This is a genomic window from Streptomyces sp. NPDC006265, from assembly GCF_040613555.1.
GTDB lineage: Bacteria > Actinomycetota > Actinomycetes > Streptomycetales > Streptomycetaceae > Streptomyces.
Genome location: NZ_JBEXSH010000129.1, coordinates 1 through 14,412 on the forward strand (window position 1 = coordinate 1; position 14,412 = coordinate 14,412).

Genomic DNA, 14,412 nt, shown 5'->3' on the forward strand with positions numbered 1-14,412 from the left:
ATATCGGCACGTCCACTCAACGAGTCACACCCGTCCAGGTACCGGTCACATCATCAGATCACCCGAACCGGTCATGTGCGGAGGATGGGACTAGCCGCCCTCACAGCCGAAGCCCCGGTCCTCCTCCGTCCAGGAGGCCCGGGGCTTCTCCGTGTCCGTCCCGCCTCGGATCCCGAGCCGCTGCCCGATGCCGTCGAGCACGCAGTCGAGGCCGAGGGCGAACTCCCCGGCCCGGTCGTCCTTGCGGGTCGCGCCGAGGGCGTACCGCTCGAAGGCCGGGTAGCGGCCCGTGCTCATCAGGTAGCGCATCTGGGGGGCGAGTGCCTCGCGGGTCTCGTCACCGCTGGTCCAGCCGTGGCGTCCCGGTAGTCGCGCAGGGCGATCTCGGTCTGGGCCGAGCCGTGCACGAAGGAGGTGACGGCCCGGAAGGCGGCCATCACCGAGTCGGCGGCCAGGCCGCAGACGGCGAGCGCGGCCAGCTGCCGTTCCGCCACGGCCATCCGTGACGGGGTGAGCATGATGACAGGGGTGGGCATGACCGCCATCCACGGGTGGGCGAGCGGCCGGCGACCGGGCCGGTGACGTAGCCGAGGGTGGCGGCCGCGGCCTGGAGGCCGGACTCGGGGTCGATCTTGCCGAGGGAGGCGGGGCGGGTGTTGACCACGCCCAGGATCGAGGTCGTTTCCGCCGCGGCCGACACCGTACCCGCCGCCAGTGCCACACCCGCGGTCGCGAGGACGGCCAAGGCTGCCACCTTCTGATGCACTGGGTAATCAGACCGCGACCGAGGGTAGTTGAGGTGTGACGCGCGCATCAAAGGCGACCCGCGGGGTCGTACGGCCCCCGGTGGATGCCTCACACTGGTGTCCCGTGAGTTCTCCACTGCCCCTACCGACGCGAGTCGTGCTGCTCTGCGGCCCTTCCGGCTCCGGCAAGTCCCTCCTCGCGGCCCGCTCCGGCCTCCCGGTGCTCCGGCTCGACGACTTCTACAAGGAGGCCGACGACCCCACGCTGCCGCTGGTGGCGGAGAGCTCCGACATCGACTGGGACCATCCCGACTCGTGGGACGCGGACACCGCCGTCGCCGCGATCACCCGGCTCTGCCGCACGGGCCGCACGGAAGTTCCCCTCTACGACCTCTCGCTCAGCGCCCGCACCGGTGAGGAGACGGTCGACATCGGACGGACCCCGCTGTTCATCGCGGAGGGCATCTTCGCCGCGGAGATCGTCACGCGCTGCCGCGAACTCGGCGTCCTCGCCGACGCGCTGTGCCTGAGCCGCGGCCCGGTGAAGACCTTCCGCCGCCGGTTCCTGCGGGATCTGAGGGAGGGCCGCAAGTCGGTGCCGTTCCTGCTGCGCCGCGGCTGGCGCCTGATGCGGCAGGAGCGCACGATCGTCGCCCGCCAGACGGCGCTGGGCGCGTACGCCTGTGACCGCGACGAGGCGATGGGCCGACTGGCGGCAGCGGCGGCCGGCCGGTGCGCGAGCCTCCGTACGGCGGCCTAGCCGGTCGGGGCACGGTCAGGGCACAAAGGAAAGCGGGACTGGACGGACCCCCCGGCCCTCCAGTCCCGCTTCCGTACCCCGTTGTCCTCCCCCGAGTCCCCCGCTCTCCCGCGATGACGCCCCCCGGCGTCCCCGCAGTCCCCCACTCTCCCGCGAAGACGCCCCCCAGCGTCTCCCCGGTTCCCCCGTGGGCCCCCTTGTGGTGCTCCCCCCGACCTTCAGGCGACAAGCTCGCCGAAGGCGTCCTCCTCGTCACGGCCGAAGCTGAGGACCTCGTCCTCGCGCAGCCGGCGGAGCGACCGCCAGATGCTGGACTTCACCGTGCCGACACTGATGTCGAGGATCTCCGCGATCTCCGGGTCCGTGCGGCCCTCGTAGTAGCGCAGGACCAGCATGGTGCGCTGGAGTTCGGGCAGCCGGGCCAGCGCCTGCCACAGGACCGCGCGCAGCTCGGTGCCGCGCATCGCGTCCGTGTCGCCGACCGTCTCCGGCAGTTCCTCGGTCGGGTACTCGTTGAGCTTGCGGCGCCGCCAGGCGCTGATGTGCAGATTGGTCATGGTGCGCCGTAGGTATCCGCCGACCGCGGCCTTGTCACTGATCCGGTCCCACGCCCGGTAGGTCGAGAACAGCGCGCTCTGCAGCAGGTCCTCGGCCTCGAAGCGGTCACCGGTGAGGTGGTAGGCGGTTGCGTACAGGGAGGCGCGACGCTCCTGGACATAGGCGGTGAATTCCGCCTCCGTCAGCGAACGGCGCTCCCCCGAGCCCTCCCCGTACGCGGCTCCCCCGTGAGCCGCCCCCGTCCCCTTGCACTCCCCCGTGGGTGCGTCGACCACCGTCATGAACGCGGTGTGCTGACGCCCGGCGCCGCGAGCGCATCCCCGCCCTCCCCCAAGCTCTCGGCTGCGCTCGAGCAGGGAGGTACCCCCATCAGCACCGGACTTCTCGGAACCCCTGTGCAAGTCGTGCAGACGCGTGACAACTGCGCTGGTGCTGATGCCGTGCAGCGTGTTCATCTCGCGCCCCCCGTCGTGGACTTCCGGTGTGCGGCCCGCCGGTTGGGGCGGACTTCCTTGCCTGTGCCGAAAAGCTTGCCGCGGCACTTTCATGGCCGTGTCCGCCGACTGTCACAGACCTGTCACAGGGGTCGGCCACAGGTCGACCACAGTTCGTCCACACGCGTCGGCGGTACCGGCCGCACCGACTGGGGCCCACCGGTCGATCCCCGGCCCCTCCATGGGCCAGAATGAGTGCGTGCCTTCCCTGTTGCTGATCGAGGACGACGACGCCATCCGGACGGCCCTGGAGCTCTCACTGACGCGCCAGGGCCACCGCGTGGCGACCGCTGCCAGCGGTGAGGACGGTCTGAAGCTCCTTCGCGAGCAGCGGCCGGATCTGATCGTGCTGGATGTGATGCTGCCCGGCATCGACGGGTTCGAGGTGTGCCGGCGCATCCGGCGCACGGACCAGTTGCCGATCATTCTGCTGACCGCACGCAATGACGACATCGACGTGGTGGTCGGGCTGGAGTCCGGCGCCGACGACTATGTCGTCAAACCGGTCCAGGGGCGGGTGCTCGACGCCCGGATCCGGGCCGTGCTGCGGCGCGGCGAGCGGGAGTCGAACGACGCGGCGAGCTTCGGCAGCCTGGTCATCGACCGCTCGGCGATGACCGTGACGAAGAACGGCGAGGACCTCCAGCTCACGCCGACCGAGCTGCGGCTGCTGCTGGAGCTGAGCCGGCGGCCGGGCCAGGCACTGTCCCGGCAGCAGCTGCTGCGGCTGGTGTGGGAGCACGACTACCTGGGCGACTCGCGGCTCGTGGACGCGTGTGTCCAGCGGCTGCGCGCCAAGGTCGAGGACGTGCCGTCGTCCCCGACGCTGATCCGTACCGTGCGGGGCGTCGGCTACCGGCTGGACGCGCCTCAGTGACCCAGGGGGACCACGGGGGGAACCGCGGCTGGACCGCGGAGCGCAAGGGAGTTCTGTCGCGGCTGCGCTTCACCAGCCTGCGGCTGCGACTGGTCGTCGTCTTCGGCCTGGTGGCCCTGACGGCCGCCGTGTCCGCGTCGGGGATCGCGTACTGGCTCAACCGCGAGGCCGTGCTCACCCGCACCCAGGACGCCGTGCTGCGCGACTTCGAGCAGGAGATGCAGAACCGGGCGGCCGCGCTGCCCGAGCGTCCGACCCAGGACGAACTGCAGCACACCGCGGGCCAGATGGCGGGCAGCGACCAGCGCTTCAGCGTGCTGCTGGTCGGCCGCGACCCCGAGGGCCGGACCGTCTACGGCAGCTCCGGCGGGCTGAACGGCTTCTCGCTGCGCGACGTGCCGAAGTCGCTGCGCACGGCGGTGAACCGGACGCAGAAGGTCGACGGGTCCAACAAGCACCCGTACCACCTGTACTGGCAGCGGATAGCCGACCACGACACCCCGTACCTGGTGGCCGGTACGCGGGTGATCGGCGGCGGCCCGACCGGTTACATGCTCAAGTCGCTGGAGCCGGAGGCCAAGGACCTCAACTCGCTGGCCTGGTCGCTGGGCATCGCCACGGGACTCGCACTGATCGGCTCGGCGCTGCTCGCGCAGGCCGCGGCGACGACCGTGCTGAAGCCGGTGCAGCGGCTCGGGACGGCCGCGCGGCGGCTCGGCGAGGGCAAGCTGGACACCCGGCTGCGGGTGTCCGGGACCGATGAACTGGCCGACCTGTCACGGACGTTCAACGACGCGGCCGAGGCGCTGGAGAAACGGGTCGAGGACATGGCCGCGCGGGACGAGGCGTCCCGGCGGTTCGTCGCGGACATGAGCCATGAGCTCCGTACCCCCCTCACCGCGATCACCGCCGTGACGGAGATCCTGGAGGAGGAGCTGGAGGCGGAGACCGGGAGCATGGACCCGATGATCGAGCCCGCCGTCCGGCTGGTGGTCAGCGAGACCCGGCGGCTGAACGACCTGGTCGAGAACCTGATGGAGGTCACCCGCTTCGACGCGGGTACCGCCCGGCTCGTCCTGGACGACGTGGACCTCGCCGACCAGATCACCGCCTGCATCGACGCCCGCGCCTGGCTGGACGCGGTCGAGCTGGACGCCGAGCGCGGCCTGCACGCCCGGCTGGATCCGCGACGCCTGGACGTCATCCTGGCCAACCTCATCGGCAACGCGCTCAAGCACGGCGGTTCCCCGGTGCGGGTGTCCGTGCGGGAGGCGGACGACTCGATCGTCATCGAGGTGCAGGACCACGGGCCCGGCATCCCGGAGGACGTCCTGCCGCACGTCTTCGACCGCTTCTACAAGGCCAGCGCCTCCCGGCCGCGTTCCGAGGGCAGCGGCCTGGGACTGTCCATCGCGCTGGAGAACGCCCACATCCACGGCGGCGAGATCACCGCGGCCAATTCACCCGACTCGGGCGCGGTGTTCACCCTGCGGCTCCCGCGCGGCACGTCCCCGGCGGAGGCGCAGCCCGCCGAGGACGGGCTGACGCCCGGGAGCGACACCGACCGGCCTCAGGACGAGGACACGAAGGGGGACGCATGACGACCGCACGTCGCGCGGCCGTGCCCCGCCTGCTGGCCGTTCCGGCGCTCGCCGTGCTGCTGGCCGGCTGCGGGATCCGGGCCACGGAGGTGCCGACGAACTTCGGGCCGGCGCCCTCGCGGGTGCAGTGCTCGCTCGCCGAGCCGGACGTCTCCACCCAGGCCGCCCGCGGGCTGCCGGTGCAGGTGTTCCTGCTGTGCGGGTCCTCGCTGGTGACCGTCGACCGGACCGTACGGGTCCCGGACGGCGCGGCAGACTCCGAGCGGCGCATCCTGGTCGCGCAGGGCCTGCTGGACCAGCTCGCCGCACCGCCGTCGGCCGCCGAGAAGGAAGCCGGCTACAGCACGGACGTGCGCGGCGGCATCTCCGTCGGCGGGCCGCGCCCCGGCGACCCGGAGGACACACTGCGGCTGAGCACGCCACCGGCCGGGCTCACCTCGTACGCCCTCGCACAGGTCGTCTGCACCTTCTCCGACTCGGCGGCGGCCGAGGGGGACGGTTCGGTGGTGCTGGGCGGGCCGGGCGCCGAGGCACCGCGCCGCTACGAGTGCACCGACGCGGTGCGGGCCCGGCCGGGCAGCAAGGAACCGCCGTCGATGGACGTGGCCGGGGAGTGATCCGCCCGGGCTGTGGCGCATGCCTCACAGGTCTACCGGGGCCCATCCCGGAACCGATCCTGCCGGAGACCGCGTCTTGGGGTGCGTGCAGCGTCAAGGCTCCATCGGCGGCAGCGCCGCGTTCCGCATCCGTGCGACAGGGGGTGTCCTCCTCGTCGCCCACCTCGCGTTCATCGCCTGGTTCACGCTACGGCCGCTGGACGTGCCCTGGGTGATGCCCGCCAATCTGCGGCCGTTCGCCGGTATCCGGGCCGATCTGGCCCTGGGCTGGCCGGGGGCGGCCCGCCGGATCGGTGAGGGGCTGGCCCTGCTCGCCCCGCTGGGTGTGCTGCTGCCGTTGGTCGGCGGCAGGCTGGTCGTCTCGCCGCTGGCGTCCCTGCTGCGCACCGTCGCGGCCGGCGCCCTCCTCTCCTGGGGCATCGAACTGCTGCAGACGGGCGTGCCCGGTCAGGTCGTCGACGTCGACTCGCTGTTCCTGAACACCCTGGGCGTGGCCCTCGCGCATCTGGCGCTGGTTCCGGCGGGCCGCTCCCGGCTGCGCCGTCGTACCACCGCCCGCCTGCTCCGCGCGCCCCTGTCCCCGGAGGAGACGGCTCAGGGTCGGACCCCGACGATTCCCAGGGTCGGGATCGCCCCGTGGAGCGACGCTTTGCCCCCTTCGTCTCCGTAGCGTGGAGTGCAGACGGGGTACTCGGAGGAGAGGCCTCACACACCCTCACGAAGGAGTCGCACATGTCCCGCCTCGCCCGCCCCACCCACGGCCGCATGATCGGCGGAGTGTGCGCCGCACTGGCACGGCGCTTCGGCACCTCCGCGACGACGATGCGGGTGATCTTCCTGGTCTCGTGTCTGCTGCCGGGCCCGCAATTTCTGCTGTACATCGCGCTGTGGATCGTGCTCCCCTCGGAGGACAAGGCCCACGGCAAGACCCAGACGGCCTGGTGACGCGCTCTGCGGAAACGCCGATGGGGCGCACCCCGTGCGGGTGCGCCCCATCGGCATGTGTCCACCTCGGCGGGAGGATCAGCCGACCGGCACGCCGTTCACCGGCAGGCCGTGCGTGGGCAGGCCCTGCACCGGGAGCCCGCCCAGCAGCTTGGCGGCCGGGCCCGTCGGGTCGTTGGCGAGCGCCTGCTCGGCGACCGGCTGCGCGGCGGCCAGGCCGGCACCGTCCGCCGTCTGCCCCTGCCCCAGCGCCTCACCCGAGCCCGGCAGCGTCTGGGAGAGCTGCTCCGCCGGGAGCGCCGCGGTGACGGTCTCCAGCGTCTGGGCGGTGTCCGGGAGGGCCGGGGCGGCGTTGGCGGCGCCCGCGCCGGCGGCGGCGAAGGCGGCACCGAGAGCGGCGACACCGAGGGACTTGGCAGCAGACTGCTTCATGAAATGCGTCCTCGTAACGGGATGACGGGGTGGGTGAGCGGTCCAGCGACCGTAAACACCCGGCGCCACCCGCCGCAAACATCGAAATGCGGACGGATTGTGAACACCACCCGCATCCGCTGCGCGCCGAATACCCCCGAATCAGCCTTCCGAATCGGCAGAACCGCTGGTGGAAGCGGCCTGACGGAACAGCCATTCGGATTTCAGCTCGGCGTATCCGGGCTTGATGACGTCATTGATCATGGCCAGTCGTTCATCGAAAGGAATGAACGCTGATTTCATCGCATTGACAGAGAACCACTGCATGTCGTCGAGCGTGTATCCGAATGCCTCGACGAGGTGCTCGAATTCCCGGCTCATGCTGGTGTGCGACATAAGGCGATTGTCCGTATTGACGGTGGCACGGAAATGCAGCCGGCGCAGCAGCCCGATGGGGTGCTCGGCGTACGAGGCGGCCGCTCCGGTCTGGAGGTTGGAGCTCGGGCACAGCTCCAGCGGGATGCGCTTGTCCCGGACGTAGGAGGCGAGCCGCCCGAGTTCGACCCGGCCGTCCTCGTGGACCTGGATGTCGTCGATGATCCGCACACCGTGCCCGAGCCGGTCGGCGCCGCACCACTGGAGCGCCTGCCAGATGGAGGGCAGACCGAAGGCCTCGCCGGCATGGATCGTGAAGTGGTTGTTCTCGCGCTTGAGGTACTCGAAGGCGTCGAGGTGCCGGGTGGGCGGGTAGCCGGCTTCGGCGCCCGCGATGTCGAAGCCCACCACTCCCAGGTCGCGGTGGCGGTTGGCGAGTTCGGCGATCTCCAGGGCGCGGGCCGCGTGCCGCATGGCGGTGAGGAGCGCGCCGACGCGGATGCGCAGGCCGTTCTCCCGCGCACGCCGCTCCCCTTCACGGAAGCCCTCGTTGACGGCCTCGACGACCTGTTCGAGGCTGAGGCCGCCCTCCAGATGCTGTTCGGGGGCGTAGCGCACCTCGGCGTAGACGACGCCGTCCGCGGCCAGGTCCTCGGCGCACTCGGCGGCGACCCGGACCAGGGCGTCGCGGGTCTGCATGACGCCGACGGTGTGGGAGAACGTCTCCAGGTACCGTTCCAGGGAGCCGGAGTCGGCGGCCTCACGGAACCAGACGCCGAGCTTCTCGGGATCGGTGTCGGGGAGCTGGGTGTAGCCGTTCGCGCGGGCGAGTTCGACGATCGTGCCGGGACGCAGACCGCCGTCGAGGTGGTCGTGCAGCAGAACCTTGGGCGCCCGGCGGATCTGGTCCGGTGTCGGGGTGTTCGCAATGGTCTGGCTCGTCATTTCCGCACTCTAACTCCTACGCGCGTAGATGGCGCGTTCCCGGATGCTATGCGTTTTCGTCGATACGTAACGGTGATCCCGAGGACGGGTCGTGTACACCCGCTCTTCTGACACTGTTCTGTCATGGCACACCAAGCGACGCCGGTTCGCAGGGCCCGGCTGGGCAGGTCACTCGGTCCGGAGCCGACGGCGGTGAGCGGCGCGGTGCTGCTGCTCCCCGGCGGCGACGAGGTATCCGGCCGCAGACCGTCACCCATGCTGGCGACCGCCTCCATGCGCGGCATCGGGCGCCGACTGGCCCGGGCGGGCCGGGACGAGGGCGTCGCGGCACACGTCGTGCACTACCGCTACCGCGGGTGGAACGGCAGCGAGGCCCATCTCGCCCAGGACACGACCTGGGCGGCCGACGAGATCGTACGGCGGTACGGGGACGTCCCGGTCTGCCTCGTCGGGGTCGGGATGGGCGGCCGGGCGGGCTTGCGGGCGGGTGGCCACGAGGCCGTCAACTCCGTGCTGGCGCTCGCCCCTTGGCTGCCGGAGGAGGATGTCGCCGCGACACCCGAACCGGTGAAGCAGCTGGTCGGGCGCCAGGTGCTGATCGTGCACGGCACGAACGACGGGCGGACGGATCCCGAGCTGTCGTTCCGGCTGGCGGCGCGGGCGAAGAAGGCGAACCGGGACGTGTGCCGGTTCGAAGTGCACGCGGACGGGCACGGGTTGCATCAGTACCGGGACGAAGTGCTGGCTCTGGCCGAGGACTTCGTGATGGGGGCGTTGTTCGGGCGGGCGGTGTCGCGGCCCGTGCGGGACGCGTTCGCGGCGCCGCCACCGTTGGGGTTGCGGATGCCATTGGCTGCGGGGTTCAGTCCTTCGAGGCGGTAGCGCCGTCGGGGTGCTTGTGGTTTTCGGGGTGCGGTTGGGTGTGTGGTTGCTCGCGCCCACGCGGCGGAGCCGCAGATCGATACAGCCCCGTGCCCCCAAGATCAGGGCAGAAGGCTCCCCCTCCTCGAGAGCAGGAACTTCTTGAAAGCCGCCACCGGGGGTGTGTCCGGGTGGCCTTCCAGCCAGGCCACGCCGATCTCTCGGGCCGCTCGGGGGGCCGTCACCGTGAGTTCCACAACCTCCGGGCGCGGGACCGCCGGTGGAGGCAGGAGGGCGACTCCCAGGCCCGCCGCCACCAAACCCCGCAGGGTTTCCGCCTCCTCGCCCTCGAAGGCGATGCGGGGCTTGAAGCCGGCCTCCTTGCAGAGGTCGTCGGTGATGCGGCGCAGGCCGTAGCCGGGCTCCAGGGTGACGAAGGTTTCGTCCGCGGCCTCGGCGAGGCGGATGCGGCGACGGCCGGCCAGGGAGTGATCGGCGGGGACGACCAGGCGCAGCTTCTGCTCGTCCAGGCGGCGGGCCACCAGGTCGGGGGCGTCCGGCACCGGCGACGTCAGGCACAGGTCGAGTTCGCCTGCGCGCAGGCGCTCCAGCATGGCCTCGCCGTAGTTCTGGACGAGGCTGAAGCGGACGCGCGGGTGGTCGGCGCGGAAGGCGTGCAACAGGCCCGGGACGGTCTCGGCGCCCATGGTGTGCAGGAAGCCGAAAGCGACCTTGCCGGTGGCCGGGTCGGCGTCGGCGCGCACCTCCTCGGCGGCGCGCTCGACCTCGGCCAGGGCGCGTTCGACGGAGGCGAGGAAGGTGCGGCCGGCCGGGGTGAGGGAGACCGTGCGGCCGTGCCGGGCGAACAGGTCGACGCCCAGGTCCTGCTCCAGGCGGGCCATGGAGCGGGACAGGGTGGACTGGGGGACGTTCATCTCCTGGGCGGCGCGGGTGACGTGCTCGGTGCGGGCGACGCCCGCGAAGTACGCGAGGCGCGGCGCCAGCAGTTTCGACATCTCTGCCATGTCTTCTGTGTCACTGCTTGGTGACAGGCGGGGCCGTGAGCTCGGTTGATGCACCATGGGAATGATTATGACCGTTCCATGCATTGGACGGATGAGTGGGCTGTCCGTACGTTCGAGGCATGTCTCCCGCCAGTACCGGGGCGTCCACCGTCGTGGGCGCCGATGTCCCTGTCCCTGCTGCCGACTCCCGTGTCTCGCCGGGCGGACCCGGCTACCGCCGGATGAGCTTCGCCCTCTTCCTCGCGGGTGTCGCGACCTTCGCGCTGCTGTACTCCACCCAGGCCCTGCTCCCGCTGATCTCCGGCGAGTTCGGGGTGGCGGCGAGCGACGCGAGCTGGACGGTGGCGGCCGCGACGGGCGGACTGGCGCTGTTCGTGCTGCCGATGAGCGCCCTGTCGGAGCGCTTCGGACGCCGCGCGGTCATGACCGCGTCGCTGGCCGTGGCCGTCACGCTGGGGCTGCTGGTGCCCCTCGCCCCCTCCCTCGGTGTGCTGATCGCGCTGCGGGCGCTGCAGGGCGCCGCCCTCGCCGGGCTGCCCGCGTCGGCGACCGCGTACCTCGCGGAGGAGGTCAGCCCCAAGGCGCTGATCACCGCGATCGGCCTGTTCGTCGCGGGCAACAGCGTGGGCGGGATGAGCGGCCGGGTCATCACCGGCTGGGTCGCGCAGGAGTGGGGCTGGCGGGTCGCCGTCGGGGTCATCGGCGTGATCGCGGTGGCGTGTGCGGTGGCCTTCCGGCTGCTGCTGCCCGCCCCGAAGCACTTCAAGGCCGGTTCGCTGCGGCCGCGCGTGCTCGCCCGCACGGTCCGCGACCACCTGTCCAACCCGCTGCTGTGCCGGCTGTACGCGATCGGCGCGCTGTTCATGACGGTGTTCGGCGGCGTGTACACGGTCATCGGGTACCGGCTGACCGAGGCCCCGTTCTCGCTGCCGCAGGGCATCATCGGCTCGATCTTCCTGGTGTACCTGGTCGGTACGGTGTCGGCGTCCACGGCGGGGCGGCTGGTCGGCCGGCTGGGCCGCCGGGGCGCGCTGTACGCGGGCGGCGGCACGACGGCGGCGGGCCTGCTGCTGTCCCTGGCGGGCACCCTCCCGCTGGTCCTGCTCGGCCTGGTCCTGATCACGGCGGGGTTCTTCGCCGGCCACGCGGTCGCCTCCTCGGCGGTCAGCAAGACGGCCGCGCACGGCCGCGCCCAGGCCTCGGCGCTGTACCAGTCGGCGTACTACATCGGCTCCAGCGCGGGCAGCACGGCCGGCGCCATCGCCTTCCACGCGGGCGGCTGGGCCGGGACGGTCGGGGTCGGACTCCTGGCGGTCCTGGGCGTCGTCACGATCACCGTCCTCGGGACCCGGGCGGCCCGGCTGCAGCGCCGGCGACTGGCCACGGCTGCCTGAGCCTCGACGCCACTCCCCCTGTTCGGGGCCGGTTGTCAGTGGGTGCGGATAACGTCCGCGCCGACTGATCACCGGACCGAGCAGGGGGATTTTCCATGGAGTTCCGGGTGGACCGTACGGAGTTCGCCGACGCGGTGGGCCGGGCGGCCCGCGCGCTGCCCGGGCGGACGCCGGTACCGGTGCTGGGCGGACTGCTGCTGGAGGCGCACGCGGGGCGGCTGACCGTGACGGGGTTCGACTTCGAGGCGGCGGTCCGGGTGGAGGCCGACGCGGAGGTCGTGGCGCCCGGGAGGGTGCTCGTCCTCGGACGGCGGCTGCTGGACGTCTGCCGGGTGCTGCCGGACGGGCCGGTGGGCTGTACGCAGGAGGGCTCGCGGTTCACCGTGGAAGCGGACGGCACGCGCTTCGGGCTGTCGACGCTGTCGCTCGCCGAGTACCCGCCCGTGCCCGCACCGCCCGCGCCGTACGGCACCGTCGGCGCCGCCGCCTTCGCGACCGCCGTCGCCCAGGTCGCGGTCGCCGCCGGACGCGACGACACGCTGCCTCTGCTGACGGGCGTCCAGCTGAGGTTCGACGGCGGGGAGATGACCCTGTCGGCCTCGGACCGCTACCGGTACGCGGTGCGGCGGCTGGGCTGGAAGCCGGAGGCCGTCGCCGGGGACGGGGTCGTGGAGGTCCTGCTGCCGGCGCGGCGGCTGCTGGACGTGGCGCGGTCGCTGGGGCGCTGCGGGGACATGCGGATCGGGTGGGAGCCGGGCGGGGGCGGCGGGCTGGTCGGGTTCGAGGGCGGGCGGACGCGCACCGCGCTACGGCTGCTGGACGGGCGGCTGCCGGCGTACACATCGCTGTTCGAGATGGCGGGGGCCGCGGTCGCCGAGGTGGAGCGCGAGGGACTCGCGGAGGCGGTGCGGCGGGTCGCGGTCGTGGCGGAGGCGAACAGTCCGGTGCGGCTCGGCTTCTCGGCCGACGGCTCCGTACGGCTGCGCGCCGGCTACGGCGACGACGTGGCGGCCCAGCGGCTGCCCGCCAGGCTGACCGGCGCCGACGAGATGCCGGTCGCGTTCAACCCGGCCTACCTGCTGGACGCGCTGTCGTCCTTCGAGAGCCCGCGGGTGCGGCTTGAACTGCTCGGGGCGGGGCAGCGGGCTCTGCTGCACCCGGTGCCGGGCGACAAGGAGGAGGGCGCGGGCGCGGCGGCCGGGGAGCACCGGCATCTGCTCATGTCGGTCAAGGAGCTGGTGTGAAGACCCGGCGGTCCGGTCCTGCCGGTCTTGGATCACTGCTTCCACCTGCGCCTTTGTGCGCTCGGGGGGCCGTTGTCAGTGGGCTGCGGTAGCTTCCGGAGTGCTGGGGCGCAAAGGCGCGTGAACAGAACGTCCACAGGGGTGGGTGGAGATGGCGAACGGCACGGCGACACCGACGGACCTGGACACCAGGCTGGAGGCACACCGAACCGAGCTGACGGGGTACTGCTACCGGATGCTCGGCTCCTCCTTCGAGGCGGAGGACGCGGTGCAGGACACGATGGTCCGTGCCTGGCGCAGCTACGCCACGTTCGAGGGCCGCTCCAGCCTGCGCTCCTGGCTCTACCGGATCGCGACCAACGTGTGCCTGGACATGCTGACCGCGGGCAACAAGCGCGCCCGGCCCATGGACCTGACCGAGTCCACCCCGCTCGCCCGGGCCGCCCTCTCCCCCCGCCCGGACAACACCTGGCTGGAGCCCATGCCGGACGCCCGTGTGCTGCCCACGACCCACGACCCGGCGGAGGCGGCGGTCGCCAAGGAGTCCGTGCGGCTGGCCTTCATGGCCGCCCTCCAGCAGCTCCCGGCCAAGCAGCGTGTGGTGCTGATCCTGCGCGAGGTCCTGGCCTGGAAGGCCAGCGAGGTCGCCGAGCTGCTGGACACCTCGGTGGCGTCGGTGAACAGCGCCCTCCAGCGGGCCCGCGCCACCCTGGCCGAGCGGCAGGAGCCGGGCGCCGAGGCGGCCGTGTCCGACCCGCTGGACGAGGACCAGCAGAAGCTGCTGGACCGCTATGTGGCGGCCTTCGAGGGCTACGACATGACGGCGCTGACGGCCCTGCTGCACGAGGACGCGGTCATGACGATGCCGCCGTTCGACCTCTGGCTGACCGGCACGCGGGACATCACCGGCTTCATGACCACGCTCGGCGCGCCCTGCGCGGGCTCCCGGCTGGTGCCCGTCCAGGTCAACGGCCTGCCGGGGTTCGCCCAGTACAAGCCGGACCCGGACAAGGGCGGCTTCATGCCGTGGGCGGTCCAGGTGCTGGAGATCTCAGAGGGCCGCATCACCGGATTCCACTGCTTCCTCGACACGCAGCGGTGGTTCCCGCTCTTCGACCTCCCCCTCCACCTCGAAGCGGAGACCGACCAGGTCGAGCAGGGCGCGTAGGGCCGGGTCGGGGTCGCGCAGCCGGATCCGTCCCCCGGCCCGGCGGGCGGCCAGCTGGAGCCTCGCCAGGAGGTCGACGGCGGCGAGGCCCGGCGGCCCCAGGCCCGCGACGTCGCACACCACGACCCGGGCACCGCTGCCGTGCAGCAGTGCCCGCACATCGTCGCTGAGCCCTCTCACCTCGTCCCGGGTGACGGGGCCGGGCAGTACGAGCACGGGCGGTGTCATAGCGTCCACGATCGGTAGACCGGGCGGGCGGGCGTAACTCATCGCGGCTGTCGATCCCGGCGCGCGGTATGCGGTCCGGGCGCGCGCCGTGAGGCCGGGCCGCGCCGAGAGGCCGTCCCGCTCCGTCAGGCCGGGCCGCGCCGTCAGGCCGGGCCGCGCCGTG

At 72.2% G+C, this 14,412-nt stretch carries 17 protein-coding genes; 10 read left to right on the top strand and 7 right to left on the bottom strand.

Annotated features, from left to right (window positions below; genetic code table 11):
* Nucleotides 1-90 precede the first annotated feature (90 nt).
* Nucleotides 91-297 carry a hypothetical protein gene (locus ABZ281_RS13530; protein ID WP_356655107.1) on the bottom strand — a complete coding sequence of 69 codons (207 nt, stop codon included), beginning with the start codon at nucleotides 295-297 and terminating at the stop codon, nucleotides 91-93.
* On the bottom strand, nucleotides 297-536 hold the full coding sequence (locus ABZ281_RS13535; RefSeq protein ID WP_356655109.1) for a TetR/AcrR family transcriptional regulator C-terminal domain-containing protein: 240 nt from the start codon (nucleotides 534-536) through the stop codon (nucleotides 297-299). Before ABZ281_RS13535 ends, ABZ281_RS13530 begins: the two co-directional genes overlap by 1 nt.
* A gap of 334 nt (nucleotides 537-870) precedes the next feature.
* On the opposite strand from ABZ281_RS13535, the gene ABZ281_RS13540 reads away from it, so the two are divergent.
* Nucleotides 871-1,506, top strand: a complete 636-nt coding sequence (locus ABZ281_RS13540; RefSeq protein ID WP_356655111.1) for a uridine kinase — start codon at nucleotides 871-873, stop codon at nucleotides 1,504-1,506.
* A gap of 218 nt (nucleotides 1,507-1,724) precedes the next feature.
* Here ABZ281_RS13540 and ABZ281_RS13545 read toward each other — a convergent pair whose 3' ends face one another.
* Nucleotides 1,725-2,519 (bottom strand): SigE family RNA polymerase sigma factor, encoded by a 795-nt coding sequence (locus ABZ281_RS13545; protein ID WP_356655113.1) that lies wholly within the window; start codon nucleotides 2,517-2,519, stop codon nucleotides 1,725-1,727.
* Between the two features lie 238 nt (nucleotides 2,520-2,757).
* On the opposite strand from ABZ281_RS13545, the gene afsQ1 reads away from it, so the two are divergent.
* The 5 genes from afsQ1 to ABZ281_RS13570 all read left to right on the top strand — a co-directional run bounded on the left by afsQ1 (nucleotide 2,758) and on the right by ABZ281_RS13570 (nucleotide 6,598).
* Nucleotides 2,758-3,435 (top strand): two-component system response regulator AfsQ1, encoded by a 678-nt coding sequence (afsQ1, locus tag ABZ281_RS13550; RefSeq protein WP_097219620.1) that lies wholly within the window; start codon nucleotides 2,758-2,760, stop codon nucleotides 3,433-3,435.
* Between the two features lie 53 nt (nucleotides 3,436-3,488).
* Nucleotides 3,489-5,036, top strand: coding sequence for a HAMP domain-containing sensor histidine kinase (locus tag ABZ281_RS13555; RefSeq protein WP_356655135.1), 1,548 nt, complete (start codon nucleotides 3,489-3,491; stop codon nucleotides 5,034-5,036).
* On the top strand, nucleotides 5,033-5,653 hold the full coding sequence (locus ABZ281_RS13560) for a hypothetical protein (RefSeq protein WP_356655115.1): 621 nt from the start codon (nucleotides 5,033-5,035) through the stop codon (nucleotides 5,651-5,653). The genes ABZ281_RS13555 and ABZ281_RS13560 overlap by 4 nt, the downstream gene beginning before the upstream one ends.
* Before the next feature lie 85 nt (nucleotides 5,654-5,738).
* Nucleotides 5,739-6,323 carry a VanZ family protein gene (locus ABZ281_RS13565; protein ID WP_356655117.1) on the top strand — a complete coding sequence of 195 codons (585 nt, stop codon included), beginning with the start codon at nucleotides 5,739-5,741 and terminating at the stop codon, nucleotides 6,321-6,323.
* Between the two features lie 62 nt (nucleotides 6,324-6,385).
* Complete coding sequence (locus ABZ281_RS13570) at nucleotides 6,386-6,598, top strand: PspC domain-containing protein (RefSeq protein WP_356655119.1); 213 nt, start codon at nucleotides 6,386-6,388, stop codon at nucleotides 6,596-6,598.
* Nucleotides 6,599-6,676: 78 nt separating this feature from the next.
* Here ABZ281_RS13570 and ABZ281_RS13575 read toward each other — a convergent pair whose 3' ends face one another.
* Nucleotides 6,677-7,030, bottom strand: a complete 354-nt coding sequence (locus ABZ281_RS13575) for an ATP-binding protein (RefSeq protein ID WP_356655121.1) — start codon at nucleotides 7,028-7,030, stop codon at nucleotides 6,677-6,679.
* 141 nt (nucleotides 7,031-7,171) lie between these two features.
* On the bottom strand, nucleotides 7,172-8,329 hold the full coding sequence (locus ABZ281_RS13580) for an adenosine deaminase (RefSeq protein WP_356655123.1): 1,158 nt from the start codon (nucleotides 8,327-8,329) through the stop codon (nucleotides 7,172-7,174).
* Nucleotides 8,330-8,452: 123 nt separating this feature from the next.
* On the opposite strand from ABZ281_RS13580, the gene ABZ281_RS13585 reads away from it, so the two are divergent.
* Entirely contained in the window at nucleotides 8,453-9,211 is a 759-nt protein-coding gene (locus ABZ281_RS13585; protein WP_356655125.1) for an alpha/beta hydrolase, read from the top strand.
* A gap of 101 nt (nucleotides 9,212-9,312) precedes the next feature.
* Here ABZ281_RS13585 and ABZ281_RS13590 read toward each other — a convergent pair whose 3' ends face one another.
* Complete coding sequence (locus ABZ281_RS13590; protein ID WP_356655127.1) at nucleotides 9,313-10,272, bottom strand: LysR family transcriptional regulator; 960 nt, start codon at nucleotides 10,270-10,272, stop codon at nucleotides 9,313-9,315.
* A 62-nt stretch (nucleotides 10,273-10,334) separates the two neighbouring features.
* On the opposite strand from ABZ281_RS13590, the gene ABZ281_RS13595 reads away from it, so the two are divergent.
* From ABZ281_RS13595 to ABZ281_RS13605, 3 genes are all read left to right on the top strand, one after another.
* Nucleotides 10,335-11,609, top strand: coding sequence for an MFS transporter (locus tag ABZ281_RS13595; protein WP_356655129.1), 1,275 nt, complete (start codon nucleotides 10,335-10,337; stop codon nucleotides 11,607-11,609).
* 95 nt (nucleotides 11,610-11,704) lie between these two features.
* Nucleotides 11,705-12,853 (top strand): DNA polymerase III subunit beta, encoded by a 1,149-nt coding sequence (dnaN, locus tag ABZ281_RS13600; protein WP_356655131.1) that lies wholly within the window; start codon nucleotides 11,705-11,707, stop codon nucleotides 12,851-12,853.
* A gap of 151 nt (nucleotides 12,854-13,004) precedes the next feature.
* The gene (locus ABZ281_RS13605; protein WP_356655133.1) at nucleotides 13,005-14,021 is read left to right on the top strand and encodes a sigma-70 family RNA polymerase sigma factor; all 1,017 of its coding nucleotides are present in this window, start codon (nucleotides 13,005-13,007) and stop codon (nucleotides 14,019-14,021) included.
* Here the strand turns inward: ABZ281_RS13605 and ABZ281_RS13610 are convergent.
* A complete protein-coding gene (locus tag ABZ281_RS13610) occupies nucleotides 13,905-14,291 on the bottom strand; it encodes an STAS domain-containing protein (protein WP_356655137.1) in 387 nt (128 codons plus the stop codon). The genes ABZ281_RS13605 and ABZ281_RS13610 overlap by 117 nt on opposite strands.
* Between the last annotated feature and the right edge of the window lie 121 nt (nucleotides 14,292-14,412).